Below are 20,908 nucleotides of genomic sequence, written 5' to 3'. Positions count from 1 at the left end.
CCCTCACATGAGGGCACCCGGCACCGTCGCGTGCATGCCGTCCAGGCGGGTCCGTACGGCGCCTACTTCAGCTGCCCGGCGATCTCCCGCAGGGCCTCCGTCGCGCGCGTCAGCAGGCCCGGACCGAACGTGATCCGGGTGGCGCCCAGTTCGCCCAGCTCCCGCGGGGACGGGGCGCCGTCCGGCTTCGCGCCCACGTTGACGGGGCCTTCGATGCCCGCCCGCAGCTGGGGCAGCGCCTCGGGCGGCGCGAAGATCGGGTAGACGCAGTCGGCGCCCGCCGCCACATACAGCCGGGCCCGCTCCACGGCCCGCGCGGGATCGGCGACACCCCGGATGAACGTGTCCACGCGCGCGTTGACGAACAGCCTGTCGCCCGCGGCGGCCCGCACCTCCGCCAGCCAGTCCGCCTGCTCGCGCGGATCCTTCAGGCCGTCCTGACCCGAGGGGTCCGAGTCCTCCAGGTTGCAGCCGACCGCGCCCGTCTCCAGGAGCCGCTCCACCAGCTCCTCGGGCGCAAGCCCGTAGCCGCCCTCGATGTCCGCGCTCACCGCCACCGACCCCGAGACCGACCGCACGATCCGGGCCACCGCCGCGAACATCTCGTCCGCGGGCACGTCACCGTCCGCGTACCCCAGCGACGCCGCGACCCCCGCGCTCGGCGTGGCGAGGGCCGGGAAACCGGCCTCCTCGAAGACCCGGGCGCTGACCGCGTCCCAGGGCCCCGGCAGGACGAGCGGGTCACCGGGCGCGCGCCCGTGGTGCAGGGCGCGGAAGTCGTCCACGAGGCTCATGGCGTGTACCCACCCGGTTCGATACGACGGCTGACCATCAGCCGGTTCCAGCTGTTGATGACGGTGATCACCCCGATGAGATGGGCGAGTTCGGCCTCGCCGAAGTGCTTGGCCGCCGTCTCGTACGCCTCGTCCGGGACGAACCCGTCCGTCAGGACGGTCACCGCCTCCGTCAGCGCGAGAGCGGCCCGCTCGCGCTCGCTGAAGAGCTCGCCCGCCTCCGCCCACGCATTGAGGAGCGCGATCCGCTTCGTCGTCTCGCCGTTCCGTACGGCGATGTCCACATGCATGTCGAGGCAGAAGGCGCAGGCGTTGATCTGCGAGGCCCGGATCATCACGAGCTCGGCGAGCACGGGATCGCCGAGCCCCCTCTTCGCGGCGGCGCTCATGCCTGCCAGCGCGGTCCCCACACCCTTGTCCAGCTGGGTCGTACGGGCACTCACTTGTGTTCCCCCGCCTTGTAGTGGCCCGGCACCTGGCGGGTCGAGACGCCGAAGCGGTTCCACGCGTTGATCACCGTGATCGCGGCGATGAGCTGGGTCAGCTCCTGCTCGTCGAAGAGGGCCGCGGCCTTCTCGTACACCGCGTCCGGCACGAAGCCGTCCGTCAGGACGGTGATCGCCTCGGCCAGCTCGATCGCCGCGACCTCCTTCGCCGTGTAGAAGTGCTGCGACTCCTCCCACGCGCTGAGCTGGATGATCCGCTCGACGCTCTCGCCCGCGGCGAGGGCGTCCTTGCTGTGCATGTCGACGCAGAGCGCGCAGTGGTTGAGCTGCGACGCGCGGATCTTGACGAGCTCCAGGATCACCGGGTCGACGCCCTTACGGGCGGCGGCGTCGAGCCGGATCATCGCCTTGAAGACCTCGGGGGCGTGCTGGTGCCAGTCGAGGCGGGGCGTGTGCTCGTGGACGTATTCCTTGGCCCGAGTCTGTGCGGACTGCGCCTGGGGGGTTTCATTCGTCGTCATGCCATCGACCGTACGACCGGAGTAGCCCACAGGTATGGTCCATTCCCATGGAAGATTCCTGGGCCACTTTGGGCGTGGACCTCCACCTGGAGACGGGCGACGAGGCGACGCACTCAGGCGTGCGCAAGGGCCTCACGGACGCCCTGCGCGCAGCGGTGCGCGGCGGCAGGCTCGCCCCCGGCACCCGCCTGCCCTCGTCCCGCTCCCTCGCCGTCGACCTGGGCATCGCCCGCAACACCGTCGCCGACGCGTACGCGGACCTCGTCGCCGAGGGCTGGCTCACCGCACGCCAGGGCTCGGGCACCCGGGTGGCCGAACGCACGGTGTCGCGCCCCGCCGGACCTGCGCCGCGCCGCAGGGCCGCGGGCGGTCCGACGTACGACCTGATGCCGGGCACCCCCGACCTCTCCTCCTTCCCGCGCGCCGCCTGGCTCAAGGCCGCGCGCCGGTCGATGGCCACCGCCCCGAACGACGCGCTCGGCTACGGCGACCCACGCGGCCGCATCGAGCTGCGCACCGCCCTCGCCGACTACCTCGCCCGCGCGCGGGGCGTGCACGCGGACCCGGACCGCATCGTCGTCTGCGCCGGTTTCGCGCAGGGCCTGATGCTGCTGGGCGGTGTGCTGCGGGCGCGCGGCCTGCGGGAGATGACGGTGGAGCCGTACGGCCTGGACGTGCACTGGAATCTCCTGAAGCGGGCGGGGCTGCGGACGCGCCCGCTGCCGTTCGACGAGCTGGGCACGTCCACGGCCGGTCTGGCGCCGCGCTCGGGTGCGGCTAGGGGGGTGCTGCTGACGCCCGCGCACCAGTTCCCGCTGGGGGATCCGCTGCACCCCGACCGGCGTGCGGCGGCCGTCGACTGGGCGCGGCGCGAGGGCGGGCTGATCCTGGAGGACGACTACGACGGGGAGTTCCGCTACGACCGGCAGCCGGTGGGCGCGCTCCAGGGCCTCGATCCGGACCGCGTGGTCTACCTCGGCACGGCCAGCAAGTCCCTGGCCCCCGGCCTCCGGCTCGGCTGGATGGTCCTTCCGGAGCCGATCGCCGCCGAGGTCATCGAGGCGAAGGGGGGAGCGGAGTGGGCCTGCGGAGCGCTGGATCAGCTGACGCTCGCGGAGTTCATCACGTCGGGTGCGTACGACCGCCATGTGCGGGGCGCCCGCCTCCGCTACCGGCGCCGCCGGGACCAACTGGTCGCCGCCCTCGCGGAGAGGGCGCCTGAGGTACGGGCCACGGGGATCGCCGCGGGCCTGCACGCGGTCCTCGAACTGCCGCCGGGCACGGAACGCTCGGTGGTCCAGGCGGCGAGCTGGCAACGCCTGGCGGTCCAGGGCCTGGCAAGCTTCCGGCACCCCGCGGCACGGGTACCGGAGCGGGACGCGCTGGTGGTGGGGTACGGGACGCCGGCGGAGCATGCGTGGGCGGGGGCGCTGGATGCGCTGTGCAGGGTGCTGCCGTAGGGCTGAGAGTGTCAGCCCGTCCAGCGTTCGAGGACATCTTGTAGGGGGGGCCAGCCTGTAAGGAGGTCCAGGGGGCGGAGCCCCTCGGTTTCGGGAAGGGGGGGCCGGATCGGGGAGAGCCCCGCAGGGACAGCCCTACCGAGCCCCCTCCACCGGCGCGCCCTCCGCAGGAGCCGGCGCCTCGCCGAACCGCGCCAACGCCAACGCCCCCACCACAGCAACCACGAACCCAAGCACGGCCAACCACTCCATCCCGCCCCGAGTCCGATCCCCCAGCCACACCACCCCCACCACCGCGGGCCCGATCGTCTCCCCGATCACCATCCCCGCGGTAGCGGTCGTCACCGACCCCCGCTGCAAGGCGGACGTGAGCAACAAGAACGCCGCACCCCCGCCCACCAACAGCGCATAAGCCGCCGGATTGGCCACAAGCGCCCCTGGCGAGACATCGTCGATCAGCCGCACGGCCACCTCCACCACCCCGAACCCGCACCCCGCCCCCAGCCCCAGGGCCAGCGCCCGCCCCCGTCCGGGCAACCGCCCCGCCACGGCCCCCAGCGCGAGCACCCCCACCGCCACGCCCAGCATCACGTACCGCAGAGTCGTCGACCCGACGCCCTCGCCCTCGTCCCCCGACGCGAGCCCCAGCATTGCGAGCCCCGCGCACACCACCCCCACGGCCCCCCACTCCACCCCGCTCAACCGCACCCGCAGCATCCGCGAGGCCACCACCGCCGTGACGGCGAGGCTCGCGGCGAGCGCCGCCCCGACGGCGTAGATCGGGATGGAACGCAGCGCCACGATCTGCAGCAGGAACCCGAGCCCGTCGAGCCCGAGCCCCACCACGTACCGCCACTGCTTCACCGCGCGCAGCAGCAGCGCGGGATCGACCCCGGACCCGGTCCCCGGCGCCGTGGCGCGCGCGGCGACGGCCTGGAAGACGGAGGCCGTGCCGAAGCAGACCGCTGAACCGAGTGCGCAAATCATCCCAAGAGACACGAAGTGACTTTAGAGGAGAGGGATTCGGCTGAGCCGGTTGGCATGGCGGACGGGCCCTTACCTACGCTGAGCGCCGGTCACGTATTGACGCATGTACGACAACGGGGAGCGGTACGGCAGATGGCGGCGGAGCAGGCCCAGAAGACGGTTCAGAAGACGGCCCAGGAGTCGGCACAGAAGGCGAAGGACCAGGGACCGCAGCGGCGAAGGCTGCGTTCCAGCACGGTCGTACTCGGCGGAATGGGCGTCCTCGCGGCGGCCCTGACCTCCTGCGGCTCGGAACCGGACAGGCGGTGCGTGGACCGCGACAGCTACGACTACCTCAGCGGCTACAAAATCGTCGCCGACAAGAACTGCAAGAGCGGCTCGTCCTCGGGTTCCTCGTCCTCGTACGGCAAGGGCCGCTCATCCGGCGGCAGTTCCTACGGCACCGGCAAGTCCGGCCGCATGGAGGCCGACTGGTACTACGACGCCGACATCGACGGCCGCCACGCCGACGACGGCACCTTCAGCCGCAGCGAGGCAGTGGACCGCGACGGCTTCGGCTGCTCGGGCAGCGGCGGCGGCTGACCCGGCCGTGCGCCCCTAGCCCCGACAAGGCCTGACGAGAAGACCCGAGGTCATGGAACGCCGCACCCTCACCCCCCGCCCCGGCTGGCAGCAGACCGTCGAGGACCAGGGGCTCATCTACCCCCTCACCCGCTACCCCGACGACTCGCTGCGCCCCTACTGGGACGAGTCCGCCTGCTACGTCTTCTCGCTGCCCGAGGTGGAAGCCCTCGAAGAAGTCGTCGAGGAGCTGCACGCGATGTGCCTCGCGGCGGCCGAGCACATCGTCACGCACGACCGCCTCGCGGACCTCGGCATCACGGACCCCCGAGTGGCCGACGCGGTCACCGAGGCCTGGCGCCGCCGAGCCGAACTGCCCTCCCTCTACGGCCGGTTCGACCTGCGCTACGACGGCACGAGCGGCCCCGCCAAGATGCTGGAGTACAACGCCGACACCCCCACGTCCCTGGTCGAGGCCGCGAGCCCCCAGTGGTTCTGGATGGAGGAGTGCTTCCCCGGCGCCGACCAGTGGAACTCCCTCCACGAACGCCTCGTCGACGCCTGGAAGAAGCAGGCCCCGCTGCTTCCGCCCGGCGGCCCGCTGTACTTCGCGCACTCGGCGGGCGACGAGCTCGGCGAGGACCTGATGACGGTCGCGTATCTGCGCGAGACCGCTCAGCAGGCCGGGCTCGACACCGAGGCGATCTCGATGGAGGACATCGGCTGGGACCGCCTCTCGCGCCGCTTCGTCGACAAGAAGCTCGGCTTCATCCGCAGCTGCTTCAAGCTTTACCCGTGGGAGTGGCTGACCACCGACCGCTTCGCCCCGCACGTCCTGGAAACCCTGGACAACGGCGGCGGCACCGGTTCCACCCTGTGGATCGAGCCCGCCTGGAAGATGCTCCTCTCCAACAAAGCGCTCCTCGCGGTGCTTTGGGAGCTGTACCCCGGCCATCCGAACCTCCTCCCCGCCTACCTGGACGGCCCCCGGGAGCTCGCCACCGGGCGCGGCTACGTCGCCAAGCCGCTCCTCGGCCGCGAGGGCGCCGGAGTCACGGTCCATCCGCCGGGCGAGGCCGAAACCGACGTACGCGCTGAAGAGGGTTACTGCTACCAGGAGTTGGCTCCGCTGCCCGACTTCGACGGCAACCGTGTGGTGCTCGGCGCGTGGGTCGTCGAGGGTGAGGCGGCGGGGCTCGGCATCCGGGAGTCGGCGGGTCTGATCACGGACGAGTACGCGAGGTTCCTGCCGCACGTGATTCTCTGAGGTACGGGTGGGGCTGTGGGGAAATGCCGCTAGTACGCTGCCGGTTGATCGGGACGACGTACTCGGAGGCGGAGCGGACATGGCCGACAGCAGGATCAACACCACGCAGCCTCACACGGCCCGGATCTGGAACTACTGGCTCGGCGGCAAGGACAACTACCCCGTCGACCAGGCCGCCGGGGACCAGATCCGCTCGCTGCACCCCGGCATCGGCGCGTACGCACTGGCCGACCGGGAGTTCCTCGGGCGTGCCGTGAGCCACCTTGTGTCCGAGTGCGGCATCCGGCAGTTCCTCGACATCGGCACCGGCCTCCCGACCGCCGACAACACCCACGAGGTCGCCCAGCGGATCGCCCCCGAGTCCCGTGTCGTCTACGTGGACAACGACCCGCTGGTCCTCACCCACGCGCGCGCCCTGCTCACCAGCGCCCCCGAGGGCAGGACCGACTACCTCGACGAGGATCTGCGCAACGTGGACGCGATCCTCGAACACGCCGCCAAGACACTGGACTTCGACAAGCCGGTCGGGCTGGTGCTGCTCGGGGTCGTCATCTTCATCGACGACGACTCCGAGGCGTACGGCATCGTGCGCCGCCTGCTCGACGCGCTCCCGGCCGGCAGCCACCTGGTCCTCTCGCACACGATCAGGAGTCCGGAGATGCCCGACGTGGACGAGGCGGTGGCGTTCTGGAACGAGAACGGCACCCCCAAGCTCACCCAGCGCACGCCCGAGGAAGTGACCAAGTTCTTCGCAGGTCTGGAGCTCCTCGACCCCGGCGTGGTGTCGTGCAACCGCTGGCGCACGGAGGCGGCGCCGGGCGTCGAGGACGTGGCCATGTTCGGGGGAGTGGGCCTCAAGCGCTGAGGCCCGGCCCTGCCAGGCGGACGAGCATCTTGCCGGTGTTGGCGCCGCGCAGCACACCGAGGAAGGCGTCGGGCGCCTGCTCGATGCCCTCGACGACGGTCTGCTCGGTGCGCAGGGTGCCGTCGGCGAGCAGCCCCGAGGCCTTGCCGATCCACTCGGGGAACAGATCGAAGTGGCTGCTGACGAGCATGCCGCGCAGGGTCGCCTCGTGGGTCGCGGCGCGGAAGAGGTTGTTCGGACCCGGTGCGGGCGCGGTGGGCGCGCCGCGCCGGACCACGCCGCACCGGACCGCATCGCGCCGCACCGCATCGCGCCGCACCGGACCGCATCGCGCCGCGCCGGACCGCGCCGCACCGGACCGCACCGCACCGCACCGGACCGGACCGGACCGCACCGGACCGCACCGGACCGCACCGGACCGGACCGCACCGGACCGGACCGCACCGGACCGGACCGCACCGGACCGGACCGCGCCGCGCCGCGCCGCGCCGCACCAGCCCAGTCCCGCTGCCCGAGTACCGCCTGCCGTGAACTAGGCCAGCACCGCCCGGAGTTGATCAAGCCCCCAGTCCAGGTCCTCCTTGCTGATCACCAGTGGCGGCGCGATCCGGATCGTCGACCCGTGGGTGTCCTTGACCAGCACGCCCCGGGCCATCAGCTTCTCGGAGATCTCGCGGCCCGTGCCGTGCGACGGATCGATGTCGACGCCCGCCCACAGCCCCCGGCCCCGCACCTGCGTCACCACGCCCGTGCCGGCGAGCAGCCCCAGCTCGGCGTGCAGATGCTCGCCCAGCTCGGTGGCCCGCTGCTGGAACTCTCCCGAGCTCAGCATCGCGACGACCTCAAGCGCCACCGCGCAAGCCAGCGGATTGCCGCCGAACGTCGACCCGTGCTCACCGGGCTTGAAGACGCCGAGGACATCCGCGTCCGCCACCACCGCGGACACCGGCACGACGCCCCCGCCGAGCGCCTTGCCCAGGATGTACACGTCCGGCACCACGTCCTCGTGCTCGCACGCGAAGGTCCTGCCCGTCCTGCCGAGCCCCGACTGGATCTCGTCCGCCATGAAGAGGACGTTCCGCTCCCGGGTCAACTCCCGCACGCCCGCCAGATATCCCGCCGGAGGCACCAGCACCCCGGCCTCGCCCTGGATCGGTTCGAGGAGCACGGCCACGGTGTTCTCCGTGACCGCGGCCCGCAGCGCCGTCAGATCGCCGTACGGCACGATCTCGAAACCCGGGGTGTACGGCCCGTAGTCCGCCCGCGCCTCGGGGTCCGTCGAGAAGCTGACGATGGTCGTGGTCCGCCCGTGGAAGTTGTCGCGCGCGACGACGATCTTGGCTCGCCCGTCGGGCACGCCCTTGACCTGGTACCCCCACTTCCTCGCGGTCTTCACGGCCGTCTCCACCGCCTCCGCGCCGGTGTTCATCGGCAGCACCATCTCCTTGCCGCACAGCTCCGCGAGCCGCGTACAGAAGTCGGCGAACCGGTCGTGGTGGAAGGCCCGCGAGGTGAGCGTCACCCGCTCCAGCTGGGCCTTGGCCGCGTCGATCAGACGGCGGTTGCCGTGCCCGAAATTCAGCGCCGAGTACCCGGCGAGCATGTCGAGGTAGCGGCGCCCCTCGATGTCCGTCATCCACGCACCCTCCGCCGACGCCACCACGATGGGCAGCGGGTGGTAGTTGTGCGCGCTGTGTGCTTCGGCCGAGGTGATGAACTCTTCGGTAGTCGACACGGGGTCTCCGTTCGTCCTGCGGCATGGGGCGGGTGTGGCGCCCAAGTTCTATCGTCGCTCGGATCCTGGACGAGGAAACCTGCCGTCCCGGCGTGCCCGATAGTCTGGGCCCTACAGCACGGCGACTGGCGCACGGGGAACGGACCCCGAGGAAGCCGTGCGAGGCAGAACCTTCGAGGTGCCGACCGCCTGGGCACCCCGGGACCACGACCGGACACTCACCGCTCGCCCCGGAGGACGCCATGACCCACCCCCCTTCCTTGAATTCCGACGCTTCCGCTGCTTCTGCTGCTTCCGCGGATGCCCCGGGCTCCAGGGACTTCCCGAACGCCCTCAGCCATCCCGCGCTCGCCGCACAGGACCCCGAGCTGTCCGCGCTGGTCAGCGCCGAGGAGCAGCTCCAGGCCGACACCCTGCGCCTGATCCCCAGCGAGAACTACGTCTCCACGGCAGTCCTCGAAGCCTCCGGCACGGTCCTGCAGAACAAGTACAGCGAGGGCTACCCGGGCCGCCGCTACTACGAGGGCCAGCAGAACATCGACCCCGTCGAGCGCCTCGCCGTCGCCCGCGCCAAGTCCGTCTTCGGCGTCGAGCACGCCAACGTCCAGCCCTACTCCGGCTCCCCGGCCAACCTCGCCGTCTACCTCGCCTTCGCCGAGCCCGGTGACACCGTGATGGGCATGGCCCTCCCGATGGGCGGCCACCTCACCCACCGCTGGGGTGTCTCCGCCACGGGCAAGTGGTTCCGCGGCGTCCAGTACGGCGTCCGCCACGACACGGGCCGCATCGACTTCGACGAGGTACGCGACCTCGCCCTCAAGGAACGCCCCAAGCTGATCTTCTGCGGTGGCACCGCCCTCCCTCGCACCATCGACTTCGCCGCCTTCGCCGAGATCGCCCACGAGGCGGGGGCCGTCCTCGTCGCCGACATCGCGCACATCGCCGGCCTGATCGCGGGCGGCGCCCACCCCTCACCTGTGCCGCACGCCGACGTGATCTCCACGACCACCCACAAGACCCTGCGCGGCCCGCGCGGCGCGATGCTGATGTCCCGCGAGGAGCACGCCAAGGCCATCGACAAGGCGGTCTTCCCCGGCCTCCAGGGCGGCCCGCACAACCAGACCACCGCAGCCATCGCCGCCGCCCTCCACGAGGCTTCGCAGCCCTCCTTCCGCGACTACGCCCACGCGGTCGTCGCCAACGCCCAAGCCCTCGCCGAAGCGCTGCTCGCCCGCGGCTTCGACCTGGTCTCCGGCGGCACCGACAACCACCTGATCCTGATGGACCTCACCCCCAAGGACGTCCCGGGCAAGATCGCCGCCAAGGCCCTCGACCGGGCCGGGATCGTCGTCAACCACAACACCGTGCCGTACGACCCGAGGAAGCCGTTCGACCCCTCGGGTGTCCGCATCGGCACCCCCTCGCTCACCTCCCGAGGCCTTGGGACGCAGCACATGCCGACCGTCGCCGACTGGATCGACCGAGGCGTCACCGCGGCCCGTGCCGGCGACGAGGACGCCCTGACGAAGATCCGGTCCGAGGTCGCCGACCTGATGGCCGTCCATCCGGCCCCGGGCCTGCCGGCCCACTGACCCACCGGCCCTGACGGCTGCCCCGGTCGGCCAACTCACCGGCCGGGGCAGCCGGAGGCGGCCGGGGCCCTCACACGTCCCTCAACTCCTGCCGTGGCCCGTCCTCATGAGGCCGCCGCCCGCGCAGCGAGGAAAGCAAGGCCCGGCGCCGGGTGAACGGCCCTCGCAGCAGCAGCGCTCCCGCAGCCCCCGCCCCGGCGCCCGCCATCGCCCACCACCAGTCGGTGCCGCCGTCCCCCGGAGTGCCGTCGGCCCGTGCGCCGGCCGCCCCCTCGGGCCCCGCTTTCGAGGCGGACGTCGGCGGCGGGGCCGAATCCGCCCCCGGTGGTATCGCCTGATTGCCCCCGTCAGCGGGCGCGCCCATGACCCCCAGCTTCTTGAACAGTGCCGTCAGCCGCGCCGGATCCTTCGCCTTGTGCCAGGTGCCGGTCATGGACTCGACGTCCGTCGTCGTATGGATCCACACGGCCTTGGCGTCCTTGCCGTCCTTGCCGCTCTTGGAACCGGACGCCACCGGATAGGCCCGGTCCACCCGCCACGGCTCCACGTCGTGGACCATCCACGTCACGTTGATCTGACGGCTGCCGTCGCCCATGCTCAGGCCCGGCGGCTGCTCTCGCCTGCCCTCGCCGCCGGAACCTAGGTCGCCGATGGCGCCGAGACAGCGCTCCAATTCGCCGTACTCCTTGTCGCTCACATAGAGCGCCGTGCTCTGCCCGCTCTCGGGCGAGACCACGAGGACGCTCGTAGGCCCGCCCGCCACCGCCTCAGGCGCACCGATCACCACCAGCGCCAGCGCGGCGGCGAGCCCCGCCGCCGACCCGCGCAGTCCCCTTGCCGTCCGCGTCCCCATCCGCACCCGCATGTCCGATCCCCCCCCAGCCGCTCTCCGGCACGGCCCGTCCGCACCGCGTCACTTCTGGTACACCGCCCGAGCCGTTCAGGTTCCCGATTCGCCGGGACGGGCCGGAACGGATTTCCCGATCTCCAGCGCCCGCTCCTTCGACGCCACGCCTTCCAGCCGCAGCGTGAGCTCCGGCCCGTGCGTCCACAGGAGCGTCGGGCCCGCCGTCCGCTCCGAACGCGTCCAGCGGTCGCCGTCGCCCTCCACCATCCAGAACGTGAGCCGGTGCGGACGCGGGAACCACAGCCCCGTCTCCCCGTCGACCTGAACCCAGTCGGGACGCTCCGTCACCGTCTTGCTGAAGCCGAGGTCGAGGAGTGCCCCGAACTCGTCGAGCCGTATCGTCCGGCCCTTCTCGCGCCAGCACAGGGTGACCAGGACGCGCCCGCCCGGCTCCCGCTCCACCGCCACGGCGTCCGGCGCCCCCAGTGCGGCAGGCACCGCGGGCACGAACCCGGCCCGCCGCCCCGCCTCGGAGAGACCGACCCCGCCGCCGCACCCCGGCACACCGGCCGTGGCCGGCGGGGTCGCCGACGGGTCGTACCGCACCTCGACCCCGCCGAAGTCGAACCACTCGAAGACCGCGGCCCGCACCGGCGGCGTGAGCACCGCCGCCGTCAGGAGCCCGCACAGCGCCGCCGTCAGGACCCGCCACCGCGCCCGCAGCCATGACCGCAGCCGGGAGCGGCGACCCGGCGGCTCGGCCACCGGGACCGGCACCGACTCGGCGATGAGCTGCGCGATGACCCGCTCGGCCATCGACGCACCGGAGGTCCCCGGCCGGTCGAGGGACCGGCCCAGCGCCCGCAGCTCCTCGGGAAGCCGACGGGCGCCGCTCTCGCCCCGGCCTTCGTCCTGCTCACTCATGCCCGTCACCCCCTTCCGGTCCCTCCGGCCCTTCCCGATGCTCCGGTGCCTGCGGCAGCAGCCGCCCCAGCTTCCGCAGCGCGCGGTTCAGCCGGGACTTCACCGTGCCCCGTGGCCAGCCAAGCGCCTGGGCCGTCTCCGTCTCGTCCATCTCCAGGAGATAGCGGTACGTGACGACCAGGCGGTGCTCCTCGCTCAGCCGGTCGAGCGCGACGAGCAGGGCCGTCCGGCGCTCGTCCTCCAGCGCCGCCACGGCGGGGTCCGCCGATTCCGGTATCAGCGGCTCCGCCTCCGCCAGCGCGGCCTCGCGGCCGGCCAGCGACCGCTGCCGCACCGCCGAACGCACTGTGTTCCTCGTCTCATTGGCGACGATCGAAAGGAGCCACGGCTTGAACGCCGAGCCGTCCCTGAACCGCCCCAAGGAGCAGTAGGCCTTGAAGAACGCCTGCTGCACCACGTCTTCCGCGTCCGCTCCCGCCCCGAGTGCCACGGCCGCCCTGAGCGCGAGCCCGGTGAAAGCGCGCACCAGTTCCGCGTACGCCTCCGTCTCCCCGGCGCGCACACGCGCGATCACCGCACCCTCGTCGACGACGCGGACCCCCTCCAGGACCTCCCCCTGTGCCCTCACACTCTTGATACACCGGCCGGACGAGATCGGTTCCGCATTCGTGCCGACCGATCGGTGCGACGGGACGAGGCGGCGCATCACAAGATCGCGGCACACCCGTCACACGACTGTTTCCGAGCAATGAGAGACACCTGAGAGAATGAGCCCTATGGCCACTGATCGTCCTCGCGTGCTCTCCGGAATCCAGCCCACCGCGGGCTCGTTCCACCTCGGCAACTACCTCGGCGCGGTCCGCCAGTGGGTGGCGCTGCAGGAGTCCCACGACGCCTTCTACATGGTGGTGGACCTGCACGCGATCACGATCCCGCAGGACCCGGCCGAGCTGCGCGCCAACACCCGCCTCGCCGCCGCCCAGCTCCTCGCCGCCGGACTCGACCCCGAGCGCTGCACGCTGTTCGTCCAGAGCCACGTGCCCGAGCACGCCCAGCTCGGCTGGGTCATGAACTGCCTCACGGGCTTCGGCGAGGCCTCGCGCATGACGCAGTTCAAGGACAAGGCGGCCAAGCAGGGTGCGGACCGCGCCTCCGTGGGCCTCTTCACGTACCCGGTCCTCCAGGTCGCGGACATCCTGCTCTACCAGGCCAACCAGGTCCCGGTCGGCGAGGACCAGCGCCAGCACATCGAGCTGACCCGCGACCTCGCGGAGCGCTTCAACGGCCGCTTCGGCGAGACGTTCACCGTCCCGGCGGCGTACATCCTCAAGGAGACGGCGAAGATCTTCGACCTCCAGGACCCGTCGATCAAGATGAGCAAGTCGGCGTCCACGCCGAAGGGCCTGATCAACCTCCTCGACGAGCCCAAGGCCACCGCCAAGAAGGTCAAGAGCGCGGTCACCGACACCGACACGGTCGTGCGCTACGACACCCAGAACAAGCCGGGTGTCAGCAACCTCCTCAGCATCTACTCGACGCTCACCGGTACCGGTATCCCGGAACTGGAGCAGAAGTACGTCGGCAAGGGCTACGGTGCGCTGAAGACTGACCTCGCCGACGTCATGGTCGACTTCGTGACGCCCTTCCGGGACCGCACCCAGGCCTACCTGGACGACCCGGAGACGCTCGACTCGATCCTGGCCAAGGGTGCGGAGAAGGCGCGCGCCGTCGCCGCGGAGACCCTCGCCCAGGCGTACGACAAGGTGGGCCTGCTGCCCGCCAAGCACTGAGCCACACAGCCCCCTGCACCAAGCCAGGTACAGCAGCGCCCTCTGCCCGCCGCCCGACCGACCACCCGACCGACAGGAGTACGACGTGGGGACCGTAACGATCGGTGTGTCGATCGCGGTTCCGGAGCCTCACGGCAGCCTGCTCCAGGAGCGGCGCGTGGGCTTCGGTGACCCCGCGGCACACGGCATCCCCACCCACGTCACGCTGCTGCCGCCGACCGAGGTGGACTCCACGGCGCTGCCCGCGGTCGAGGCGCACCTGGGGGCCGTCGCAGCCGCCGGGCGCCCCTTCCCGATGCGGCTCTACGGAACGGGGACGTTCCGTCCGCTGTCGCCCGTCGTCTTCGTCCAGGTGATGGCGGGCGGGGCGGCCTGCGGCTGGCTCCAGGAGCGGGTGCGGGACGCGTCCGGGCCCATGCCGCGCGAGCTGCAGTTCCCCTACCACCCGCACGTCACGGTGGCGCACGGCATCTCCGAAGAGGCCATGGACCGGGCCTACGCGGAGCTTTCGGAGTACGAGGCCGAGTGGCCCTGCACCGGCTTCGCGCTCTACGAACAGGGCGCCGACGGAGTGTGGCGCAAGCTGCGCGAGTTCGCCTTCGGCGGTGGCGGCCCCGTAGTGCCTCCCCAGGCGGCGGCCCCGGCCGCGCACGGCACGCTTCCCGCCCGCTGACCCGGAGCGCCGCCCCCGAAGGGCCTCACACCGGGAGCCGCCTGAAGACGGTCCGCGGCACGTGACGCAGCGCCGACATGACCACCCGTAGCGTGCCGGGCACCCACACCGTCTCCGAGCGCCGCCGCAGGCCCGTCTCGATGGCCAGCGCGACCGCCTCCGGAGTGGTCGCCATCGGGGCCTCCTCCAGGCCCGCCGTCATCTTGGAGCGTACGAAGCCGGGGCGGACGACCATCACGTGCACCCCCGTGCCGTGCAGCGCGTCGCCCAGGCCCTGGGCGAAGGCGTCGAGCCCCGCCTTGCTCGACCCGTAGATGAAGTTCGAGCGGCGGGCGCGCTCGCCCGCGACCGACGAGAGCACCACCAGGGCGCCGTGCCCCTGGGCCTGGAGGGACCGGGCGCACACCAGGCCCGCAGAGACCGCGCCGGTGTAGTTCGTCTGCGCGACCCGCACCGCGGAGAGCGGCTCGTCCTCGTCGCGTGCCTGGTCGCCGAGGATGCCGAAGGCCAGCAGCACCATGTCGATGTCGCCCTCGGCGAAGATCTTGCCGAGCGTGGCCTCGTGGGACTCGGAGTCGAGCGCGTCGAAGGCGACGGTGCGGACCTCCGCACCCATGTCGCGCAGGCTCGCGGCGGCCTTCTCCAGGCCCGGGGACGGCCGCCCCGCCAGCCACACCGTGCGGGTGCGCCGCGCGACCAGACGGCGGGCCGTGGCGAGGCCGATCTCGGAGGTGCCGCCGAGTACGAGCAGGGACTGGGGGGTGCCGAAGGCGTCCTTCATGGGACCAACTCCTGGAGGGGCTAGAGGGCGAGGCGGCGCGAGAGGTCCGAGCGGAACACGCCGCGCGGATCGATCTCCGCCCGCAGCGCGCGGAAATCGTCGAGCCGCGGATACATCGCGGCGAGCGTCTCGGGCCGCAGACGGGAGTCCTTGGCCAGGTAGACGCGGCCCTCGGACGCGGCGACCTCCTCGTCGAGACCGTCGAGGAAGGCGCCGAGGCCCGGCATGTTCGCCGGGATGTCCAGGGCGAGGGTCCAGCCGGGCATCGGGAAGGAGAGCCAGCCCGGATCGCCCTCTCCGAAGCGCTTCAGTACGGCGAGGAAGGACGGGCAGCCGCGCTCCGAGATGCGCCGCACGATGCGCCGCAGGGACTCCTCCTTGCCGTACCCGACGACGAATTGGTACTGCACGAAACCGCCGCGCCCGTACACGCGGTTCCAGTGCGGGACGCCGTCCAAGGGGTGGAAGAACGTCGACATCTTCTGGAGTTCGCCCACCCGCAGGCGCGGTGCCTTGCGGTACCAGAGCTCATTGAAGAGGCCCACCGACTTCCGGCCGAGCAGCCCTTCGGGCAGGAAGCGCGGGGCCGGCGGCAGCTGGCCGGGGCGGAACGTCAACGGGGCTCTACGCGCGCGTGGCGAAAGGGCGTCCAGGGGAGCGTGGTCGCCGCGCGTGAGCACCGCGCGCCCCATCGACGCGCCGCGCGCCAGGAGGTCGATCCAGGCCACCGAGTAGCGGTAGCGGTGGTCCGTGGCGGTGAGGCGGGCCATCAGGTCGTCCAGGTCGGTGGCGCGCTCCGTGTCCACCGTCATCAACGACGTCTCGACCGGCTGGAGTTGCAGTGTCGCGGCGAGGATCACGCCGGTCAGGCCCATGCCGCCGGCCGTCGCGTCGAACAGGGGAGTGCCGCGTTCGACCGCCTGCACCTCGCCGTCGGCGGTGAGCAGTTCCACCGCCATCACATGGCGCGAGAACGATCCGGATCCGTGGTGGTTCTTGCCGTGGATGTCCGCGCCGATCGCGCCGCCGACGGTCACATAGCGGGTCCCGGGCGTGACCGGCACGAACCAGCCGAGCGGGAGCAGGACTTCCATCAGGCGGTGCAGGGAGACCCCGGCGTCGCACAGGACGGTGCCCGCGTCCGCGTCGATGGCGTGCACACGGTCCATGCCGGTCATGTCGAGAACCGCGCCGCCCGCGTTCTGGGCGGCGTCCCCGTATGCCCTTCCCAGGCCCCTGGCGATGCCGCCACGCTCCCCGCAGGCCTGGAGGGCGGCCACGGCCTCCTCGGGCGAACGGGGGCGGATCAGACGGGCGGTGGACGGCGCGGTGCGCCCCCAGCCCGCCATGGACACGGCCTCGGACGTCGCCATGGCCGCGGCCTCGGGCGTCGTCGCGGTTGCGGGGTCGGCGGGCGGAGCGGAGTCGGCAGGCATAGGCGTGACCGTATCGTCCGGGCAAGGGTAGTTTGCCCTAATTCATCAGAGCTCTCACCGAAATGGGTGATTGATGGAGTGTCGTCCTATATTGGCGTAAATATTGAGAGGTCGCCTAGAAGAGTCGAGTGGTCAGGTCCTTGAAGTCCCCGGAGAAGGAGGCGATATGCACGACATGGACCACCGGCTGCTGTCGGCCCTGCGCGACTGCGGCTCCGACGCGCGCGTGGCCGCCGCCGCACGGACCCTGTCCTGGGCCGGCGAGCACGGCGCCCTCTGGATCGTCGCGGGGCTCGCGGGGGCCGCGATCGACCGCGAACGGCGCGGCGCGTGGCTGCGCGGCACGGCGCTGACCGCCGCGGCCCACCTGGCCAGCATGGGCGTCAAACGGGTCGTACGCCGCCCGCGCCCCGGCGGCGACACGGGCGTGGAGCCCCTCGTCAGGACCGCGGGACGGCACTCCTTCCCCAGTTCGCACGCCACTTCGGCCGCAGCGGCCACCGTCGCGTACGGCGCGCTGAGCCCCGTAGGGGCCCGCATCGTCCCGCCGCTCGCCGCCGCGATGTGCGTCTCGCGGATGGTCGTGGGCGTCCACTACCCGAGTGACGTGGCGGCCGGCGCGGCCCTCGGCGCCCTCACCGCGCGCGTGGGCTCCGCCTGGATGAACGGGGGCCGCACACATGGCTGACGACACCGCCCTGCTCGAACGCCCCCAGCCGCCCCGGCCGTCCGGCACCAGCGCCCTCGCGCTGCCGCTGGGCCTCCTGAAGACGGCGCGCCCCCGCCAGTGGGTGAAGAACGTCCTGGTCGTCGCCGCCCCGGCCGCCGCGGGCGAGCTCTTCTCGCGCCACTCGCTGATCCAACTCCTCCTGGTGTTCGCGCTGTTCACGGCCGCCGCCTCCGCCGTCTACCTCATCAACGACGCGCGCGACGCCGACGCCGACCGCGCCCACCCCACCAAGTGCCGCAGACCGGTCGCCGCCGGGCAGGTGCCCGTCGCGGTCGCGTACGGGGTCGGCGGCGTGCTCGCCGTGCTCGCGCCCGTGGCCGCCGCCGCGCTCTGCACGCCCCTGACGGCGGGACTGCTCGCCGCCTACGTAGTGATGCAACTGGCCTACTGCGTGAGCCTCAAGCACGTCCTGGTCGTCGATCTCGCCGTCGTCACCACGGGTTTCCTGATGCGGGCGATGATCGGGGGAGTGGCCCTCGGCATCCCCCTCTCGCGCTGGTTCCTGATCACCACGGGCTTCGGCGCGCTCTTCATGGTCGCCGCCAAGCGCTACTCCGAAGCCGTCCAGATGTCCGGGAAAGCGGGCGCCACGCGTGCGTTGCTCACCGAATACACCACCGGCTACCTCCGCTTCGTCTGGCAGCTCGCCGCCGGGGTCGCCGTCCTCGCGTACTGCCTGTGGGCCATGGAGAGCGGCGGCACGGGCAACGGCCTGCTGCCCTGGCGGCAGCTGTCCATGGCCGCCTTCGTCCTCGCGGTCCTGCGGTACGCCGTCTTCGCCGACCGCGGCTCAGCGGGCGAGCCCGAGGACGTCGTCCTGCGCGACCGGGCGCTCGCCGTCATCGGTCTGGTGTGGATCGCGATGTACGCCCTCGCGGTGGCCGACTTGTGAGCCCCTTCAGGGAGCGGCTGCGGGCCATGGGCCCCGAACTGATCGGCTTCGCCACCGCCGGGATCTGCGCGTACGCCGTCGACCTCGGCCTCTTCATCTGGCTGCGCGGACCCGTCGGCCTCGACCCGCTGACCGCCAAGGCGCTGTCCTTCGTGGCCGGTTGCACGGTCGCCTATGCGGGCAACGCGCTCGGCACCTACCGGCGACGCACGGCGGCCGAGGTCTCGCGCCTGCGTCAGTACGGGATCTTCTTCGCCGTCAACATCGCGGGCGCCCTGGTGCAGTTGCTCTGCATCGCGGTGTCCCACTACGGCCTCGGTCTCACCTCACAGCGCGCGGACACCGTCTCCGGTGCGGGAGTCGGTATGGCACTCGCCACCGTTCTGCGTTTCTGGGGTACTCGGACCTTGGTCTTCCGTACAGCGGGCAGGGAGGCATCATGGACTGGCTGAAAAAGCTCCCCGGCATCGGACCCCAGGTGGAGCGTCTGATGCGCACGCACGCGTGGAGCGCGTACGAGCGACTCGACGGCGTGCACTGGACCCGCCTCGCGGCGGCGATGACCTTCATCAGCTTCCTGGCGCTCTTCCCACTGATCACCGTCGCGGCGGCGGTCGCGGCGGCGACGCTCTCCAAGAGCCAGCAGAACAAGCTCGAGGACACCATCTCGAAGCAGGTCCCCGGCATCTCCGACCAGCTGAACCTGGACGCCCTGGTCGCCAACGCGGGCACCGTGGGCCTCATCGCGGGCGCCCTGCTGCTCTTCACCGGCATCGGGTGGGTCGGCTCGATGCGGGAGTGCCTGCGGGCCGTCTGGGAGCTTGAGGACAGCGACGAGAACCCCGTCATGCGCAAGATCAAGGACGCCGGGGTGCTCGTCGGGCTCGGTGGCGCCGGCCTCGCGTCCGTCGCCGCGTCGACCCTCGCCTCGACCGCGGTCGGCCGGAGCGCCGACCTCCTGGGGGTCTCCGAGGGCGGCTGGGGCGGGGTGCTGCTCCAGGCGTTCGCGTTCGCCATCGCTGTTTTCGCCGACTTCTTGCTGCTGCTCTACGTCCTGACGCTGCTGCCGGACGTCCAGCCGCCGCGCCGCCACCTGATCACCGCGGGCCTGATCGGCGCGGCCGGGTTCGAACTCCTCAAGCTGCTGCTCGGCGGCTACATGAAGGGCGTCGCGTCGAAGAGCATGTACGGCGCCTTCGGAGTGCCCGTCGCGCTCCTCCTGTGGATCAACTTCACCGCGAAACTGCTGCTGTTCTGCGCCGCCTGGACGGCGACGCGGAAGCAGCGGCGTACGGAAACGGAAGAGGCACAAGAAGAGCGGCAGGAGACCGGCGAGGTCAGCGGCGGCTCTTCCGCCGCACCAGGTCCGGCAGCGGCATCCGGCGGCTGATCACGAACCACCCGGCGGCGATGAGCGCGAGAACGCCGCCCGTGACGCCGAGTGCGACGCCGACCCCGCCGCCCGACTCCTTGTCGGAGGCGTGCGCCACGTTCTCGGACGAGTCCGAACCGCCCTTGCCCGCGCCGGGAGCACCCTTGCCGCTGCCCGTACCGGCACCCTTCGGGGCGACCAGTTCACCCACGGGGTCGACCTTGCCGGAGGCCTTGAAGCCCCAGTCGAGGAGGCGCTCGGTCTCCTTGTAGACCGCGTGCTGCTCCCCGGAGTCGGGGTTCATGACGGTGACGAGCAGCACCTTGCCGTCGCGCTCGGCGACACCGGTGAAGGTGTTGCCCGCGTTTGTGGTGCTGCCGTTCTTGACGCCCGCGATGCCCTTGTAGGCGTCCAGACCGATGTCACCCGTAAGAAGTCGGTTGGTGTTCTGGATCGCGAAGGACCCGCGCTTCTTCTTGCCCTTGTCCTTGCCCTTCGTGACCTTCTTGGTCTCGCCGGGGAACTTGGCGGTGGCCGTCGAGCAGTACTCGCGGAAGTCCTTCTTCTGCAGCCCGGAGCGGGCGAACAGCGTCAGGTCGTACGCGGAGGAGACCTGCCCCTTCTCGTCGTAGCCGTCCGGGCTGACCACGTGCGTGTCCAGGGCCTGGAGCTCATCGGCGTGCGACTGCATGTCCTTGACGGTCTGCGGGACGCCGCCGTTCATCGCCGAAAGGACGTGCACGGCGTCGTTGCCCGACCGCAGGAAGACGCCGAGCCACAGGTCGTGGACCGAGTACGTCTCGTTCTCCTTGACGCCGACCATGCTGCTGCCCGCGCCGATGCCCGCCAGGTCGGAGAGCTCGACCTTGTGCTCCTGCGTCTTGGGGAACTTCGGCAGGACCGTGTCCGCGAAGAGCATCTTCAGGGTGCTCGCCGGGGGCAGCCGCCAGTGCGAGTTGTGCGAGGCGAGCACCTCGCCCGTCTCGGCGTCGGAGACCATCCATGAGCGCGCCGACAGCTTCTTGGGGAGGACGGGCGCGCCCGCCTTCAGGCTCACCTGGGTGCCCGGCTCGCCGAGCTTGGCACCGCCGACGGTCGACATCTTGGCGGGGGGCTTGGGTTTGTTCTCGCCCCCCGGCTTGCCGTCCGCCCACGCGGGGGCCGTGGTCGACATGGTCAGCAATGCGGCGGAAGCGACCAACAAGGCGGTCTTTTTTACGGCAGGCACGGACGAG

The 20,908-nt window shown here is 71.6% G+C and carries 23 protein-coding genes and 1 riboswitch; of the genes, 11 read left to right on the top strand and 12 right to left on the bottom strand.

Annotation, left to right across the window (positions count from 1 at the left end):
• Positions 1-62: 62 nt before the first annotated feature.
• From ACFUPX_RS31510 to ACFUPX_RS31500, 3 genes are read right to left on the bottom strand one after another with little or no spacing between them, the layout of a single operon-like run.
• Positions 63-794 (bottom strand): isocitrate lyase/phosphoenolpyruvate mutase family protein, encoded by a 732-nt coding sequence (locus ACFUPX_RS31510; RefSeq protein WP_383330295.1) that lies wholly within the window; start codon positions 792-794, stop codon positions 63-65.
• Positions 791-1,237 (bottom strand): carboxymuconolactone decarboxylase family protein, encoded by a 447-nt coding sequence (locus ACFUPX_RS31505; protein WP_383330292.1) that lies wholly within the window; start codon positions 1,235-1,237, stop codon positions 791-793. The genes ACFUPX_RS31510 and ACFUPX_RS31505 overlap by 4 nt, the downstream gene beginning before the upstream one ends.
• Positions 1,234-1,761 carry a carboxymuconolactone decarboxylase family protein gene (locus tag ACFUPX_RS31500; RefSeq protein WP_383330290.1) on the bottom strand — a complete coding sequence of 176 codons (528 nt, stop codon included), beginning with the start codon at positions 1,759-1,761 and terminating at the stop codon, positions 1,234-1,236. The genes ACFUPX_RS31505 and ACFUPX_RS31500 overlap by 4 nt, the downstream gene beginning before the upstream one ends.
• 47 nt (positions 1,762-1,808) lie before the next feature.
• Between ACFUPX_RS31500 and ACFUPX_RS31495 the strand changes: the two genes are divergently transcribed.
• Positions 1,809-3,221, top strand: a complete 1,413-nt coding sequence (locus ACFUPX_RS31495) for a PLP-dependent aminotransferase family protein (protein ID WP_383330288.1) — start codon at positions 1,809-1,811, stop codon at positions 3,219-3,221.
• Between the two features lie 135 nt (positions 3,222-3,356).
• On the opposite strand, the gene ACFUPX_RS31490 is transcribed toward ACFUPX_RS31495, so the two are convergent.
• A complete protein-coding gene (locus tag ACFUPX_RS31490; RefSeq protein ID WP_383330317.1) occupies positions 3,357-4,208 on the bottom strand; it encodes a hypothetical protein in 852 nt (283 codons plus the stop codon).
• A gap of 252 nt (positions 4,209-4,460) precedes the next feature.
• On the opposite strand from ACFUPX_RS31490, the gene ACFUPX_RS31485 reads away from it, so the two are divergent.
• From ACFUPX_RS31485 to ACFUPX_RS31475, 3 genes are all read left to right on the top strand, one after another.
• Complete coding sequence (locus ACFUPX_RS31485; RefSeq protein ID WP_383330314.1) at positions 4,461-4,790, top strand: hypothetical protein; 330 nt, start codon at positions 4,461-4,463, stop codon at positions 4,788-4,790.
• Positions 4,791-4,842: 52 nt separating this feature from the next.
• Positions 4,843-6,036, top strand: a complete 1,194-nt coding sequence (locus ACFUPX_RS31480; RefSeq protein WP_383330285.1) for a glutathionylspermidine synthase family protein — start codon at positions 4,843-4,845, stop codon at positions 6,034-6,036.
• A 79-nt stretch (positions 6,037-6,115) separates the two neighbouring features.
• Positions 6,116-6,901, top strand: coding sequence for an SAM-dependent methyltransferase (locus ACFUPX_RS31475; protein WP_383330282.1), 786 nt, complete (start codon positions 6,116-6,118; stop codon positions 6,899-6,901).
• On the opposite strand, the gene ACFUPX_RS31470 is transcribed toward ACFUPX_RS31475, so the two are convergent.
• On the bottom strand, positions 6,891-7,220 hold the full coding sequence (locus ACFUPX_RS31470) for a hypothetical protein (protein ID WP_383330279.1): 330 nt from the start codon (positions 7,218-7,220) through the stop codon (positions 6,891-6,893). The two genes, ACFUPX_RS31475 and ACFUPX_RS31470, sit on opposite strands and share 11 nt — an antisense overlap.
• Positions 7,221-7,433: 213 nt before the next feature.
• Complete coding sequence (gene rocD / locus ACFUPX_RS31465; protein WP_383330277.1) at positions 7,434-8,636, bottom strand: ornithine--oxo-acid transaminase; 1,203 nt, start codon at positions 8,634-8,636, stop codon at positions 7,434-7,436.
• A gap of 111 nt (positions 8,637-8,747) precedes the next feature.
• Positions 8,748-8,838, top strand: a riboswitch (ZMP/ZTP riboswitch).
• Between the two features lie 40 nt (positions 8,839-8,878).
• Between rocD and glyA the strand changes: the two genes are divergently transcribed.
• Positions 8,879-10,228: a serine hydroxymethyltransferase gene (glyA, locus tag ACFUPX_RS31460; protein WP_383330274.1), complete on the top strand. Its 1,350-nt coding sequence runs from the start codon at positions 8,879-8,881 to the stop codon at positions 10,226-10,228.
• A 70-nt stretch (positions 10,229-10,298) separates the two neighbouring features.
• On the opposite strand, the gene ACFUPX_RS31455 is transcribed toward glyA, so the two are convergent.
• From ACFUPX_RS31455 to ACFUPX_RS31445, 3 genes are all read right to left on the bottom strand, one after another.
• Positions 10,299-11,093 carry a hypothetical protein gene (locus ACFUPX_RS31455; RefSeq protein ID WP_383330271.1) on the bottom strand — a complete coding sequence of 265 codons (795 nt, stop codon included), beginning with the start codon at positions 11,091-11,093 and terminating at the stop codon, positions 10,299-10,301.
• Positions 11,094-11,168: 75 nt separating this feature from the next.
• Positions 11,169-11,999, bottom strand: a complete 831-nt coding sequence (locus ACFUPX_RS31450) for a hypothetical protein (protein ID WP_383330268.1) — start codon at positions 11,997-11,999, stop codon at positions 11,169-11,171.
• Positions 11,992-12,573, bottom strand: coding sequence for an RNA polymerase sigma factor (locus ACFUPX_RS31445; RefSeq protein WP_383330311.1), 582 nt, complete (start codon positions 12,571-12,573; stop codon positions 11,992-11,994). The genes ACFUPX_RS31450 and ACFUPX_RS31445 overlap by 8 nt, the downstream gene beginning before the upstream one ends.
• Before the next feature lie 202 nt (positions 12,574-12,775).
• Between ACFUPX_RS31445 and trpS the strand changes: the two genes are divergently transcribed.
• Positions 12,776-13,789, top strand: a complete 1,014-nt coding sequence (trpS, locus tag ACFUPX_RS31440) for a tryptophan--tRNA ligase (RefSeq protein WP_383330266.1) — start codon at positions 12,776-12,778, stop codon at positions 13,787-13,789.
• Between the two features lie 85 nt (positions 13,790-13,874).
• Complete coding sequence (locus ACFUPX_RS31435) at positions 13,875-14,462, top strand: 2'-5' RNA ligase family protein (RefSeq protein ID WP_383330263.1); 588 nt, start codon at positions 13,875-13,877, stop codon at positions 14,460-14,462.
• Positions 14,463-14,487: 25 nt separating this feature from the next.
• Here ACFUPX_RS31435 and ACFUPX_RS31430 read toward each other — a convergent pair whose 3' ends face one another.
• A complete protein-coding gene (locus ACFUPX_RS31430; protein WP_383330260.1) occupies positions 14,488-15,243 on the bottom strand; it encodes a decaprenylphospho-beta-D-erythro-pentofuranosid-2-ulose 2-reductase in 756 nt (251 codons plus the stop codon).
• A 20-nt stretch (positions 15,244-15,263) separates the two neighbouring features.
• Positions 15,264-16,679 (bottom strand): FAD-binding protein, encoded by a 1,416-nt coding sequence (locus ACFUPX_RS31425; protein ID WP_383330257.1) that lies wholly within the window; start codon positions 16,677-16,679, stop codon positions 15,264-15,266.
• Positions 16,680-16,845: 166 nt separating this feature from the next.
• Between ACFUPX_RS31425 and ACFUPX_RS31420 the strand changes: the two genes are divergently transcribed.
• From ACFUPX_RS31420 to ACFUPX_RS31405, 4 genes are read left to right on the top strand one after another with little or no spacing between them, the layout of a single operon-like run.
• Positions 16,846-17,367, top strand: coding sequence for a phosphatase PAP2 family protein (locus ACFUPX_RS31420; protein WP_383330254.1), 522 nt, complete (start codon positions 16,846-16,848; stop codon positions 17,365-17,367).
• Complete coding sequence (locus ACFUPX_RS31415; protein ID WP_383330251.1) at positions 17,360-18,301, top strand: decaprenyl-phosphate phosphoribosyltransferase; 942 nt, start codon at positions 17,360-17,362, stop codon at positions 18,299-18,301. Before ACFUPX_RS31420 ends, ACFUPX_RS31415 begins: the two co-directional genes overlap by 8 nt.
• Before the next feature lie 26 nt (positions 18,302-18,327).
• Positions 18,328-18,753 (top strand): GtrA family protein, encoded by a 426-nt coding sequence (locus tag ACFUPX_RS31410; protein WP_383330308.1) that lies wholly within the window; start codon positions 18,328-18,330, stop codon positions 18,751-18,753.
• Complete coding sequence (locus ACFUPX_RS31405; RefSeq protein ID WP_383330248.1) at positions 18,741-19,691, top strand: YihY/virulence factor BrkB family protein; 951 nt, start codon at positions 18,741-18,743, stop codon at positions 19,689-19,691. The genes ACFUPX_RS31410 and ACFUPX_RS31405 overlap by 13 nt, the downstream gene beginning before the upstream one ends.
• Here ACFUPX_RS31405 and ACFUPX_RS31400 read toward each other — a convergent pair.
• Complete coding sequence (locus tag ACFUPX_RS31400; protein WP_383330245.1) at positions 19,639-20,901, bottom strand: D-alanyl-D-alanine carboxypeptidase family protein; 1,263 nt, start codon at positions 20,899-20,901, stop codon at positions 19,639-19,641. The two genes, ACFUPX_RS31405 and ACFUPX_RS31400, sit on opposite strands and share 53 nt — an antisense overlap.
• Positions 20,902-20,908 lie beyond the last annotated feature (7 nt).

It is taken from the genome of Streptomyces sp. NPDC057302, from assembly GCF_042667685.1.
Classification (GTDB): domain Bacteria; phylum Actinomycetota; class Actinomycetes; order Streptomycetales; family Streptomycetaceae; genus Streptomyces.
Note: the sequence above shows the minus strand (reverse complement) of the source record. Positions and strands in the feature narration are given on the sequence as shown.

Bases quoted from the DNA above. Each gene is read 5' to 3' on its own strand.
- ACFUPX_RS31510 (WP_383330295.1), bottom strand. From the start codon at position 794: ATGAGCCTCGTGGACGACTTCCGCGCCCTGCACCACGGGCGCGCGCCC.
- ACFUPX_RS31500 (WP_383330290.1), bottom strand. From the start codon at position 1,761: ATGACGACGAATGAAACCCCCCAGGCGCAGTCCGCACAGACTCGGGCC.
- ACFUPX_RS31495 (WP_383330288.1), top strand. From the start codon at position 1,809: ATGGAAGATTCCTGGGCCACTTTGGGCGTGGACCTCCACCTGGAGACG.
- ACFUPX_RS31490 (WP_383330317.1), bottom strand. From the start codon at position 4,208: ATGATTTGCGCACTCGGTTCAGCGGTCTGCTTCGGCACGGCCTCCGTC.
- ACFUPX_RS31485 (WP_383330314.1), top strand. From the start codon at position 4,461: ATGGGCGTCCTCGCGGCGGCCCTGACCTCCTGCGGCTCGGAACCGGAC.
- ACFUPX_RS31480 (WP_383330285.1), top strand. From the start codon at position 4,843: ATGGAACGCCGCACCCTCACCCCCCGCCCCGGCTGGCAGCAGACCGTC.
- ACFUPX_RS31475 (WP_383330282.1), top strand. From the start codon at position 6,116: ATGGCCGACAGCAGGATCAACACCACGCAGCCTCACACGGCCCGGATC.
- glyA (WP_383330274.1), top strand. From the start codon at position 8,879: ATGACCCACCCCCCTTCCTTGAATTCCGACGCTTCCGCTGCTTCTGCT.
- ACFUPX_RS31455 (WP_383330271.1), bottom strand. From the start codon at position 11,093: ATGCGGGTGCGGATGGGGACGCGGACGGCAAGGGGACTGCGCGGGTCG.
- ACFUPX_RS31450 (WP_383330268.1), bottom strand. From the start codon at position 11,999: ATGAGTGAGCAGGACGAAGGCCGGGGCGAGAGCGGCGCCCGTCGGCTT.
- trpS (WP_383330266.1), top strand. From the start codon at position 12,776: ATGGCCACTGATCGTCCTCGCGTGCTCTCCGGAATCCAGCCCACCGCG.
- ACFUPX_RS31430 (WP_383330260.1), bottom strand. From the start codon at position 15,243: ATGAAGGACGCCTTCGGCACCCCCCAGTCCCTGCTCGTACTCGGCGGC.
- ACFUPX_RS31425 (WP_383330257.1), bottom strand. From the start codon at position 16,679: ATGCCTGCCGACTCCGCTCCGCCCGCCGACCCCGCAACCGCGACGACG.
- ACFUPX_RS31420 (WP_383330254.1), top strand. From the start codon at position 16,846: ATGCACGACATGGACCACCGGCTGCTGTCGGCCCTGCGCGACTGCGGC.
- ACFUPX_RS31415 (WP_383330251.1), top strand. From the start codon at position 17,360: ATGGCTGACGACACCGCCCTGCTCGAACGCCCCCAGCCGCCCCGGCCG.
- ACFUPX_RS31410 (WP_383330308.1), top strand. From the start codon at position 18,328: ATGGGCCCCGAACTGATCGGCTTCGCCACCGCCGGGATCTGCGCGTAC.
- ACFUPX_RS31405 (WP_383330248.1), top strand. From the start codon at position 18,741: ATGGACTGGCTGAAAAAGCTCCCCGGCATCGGACCCCAGGTGGAGCGT.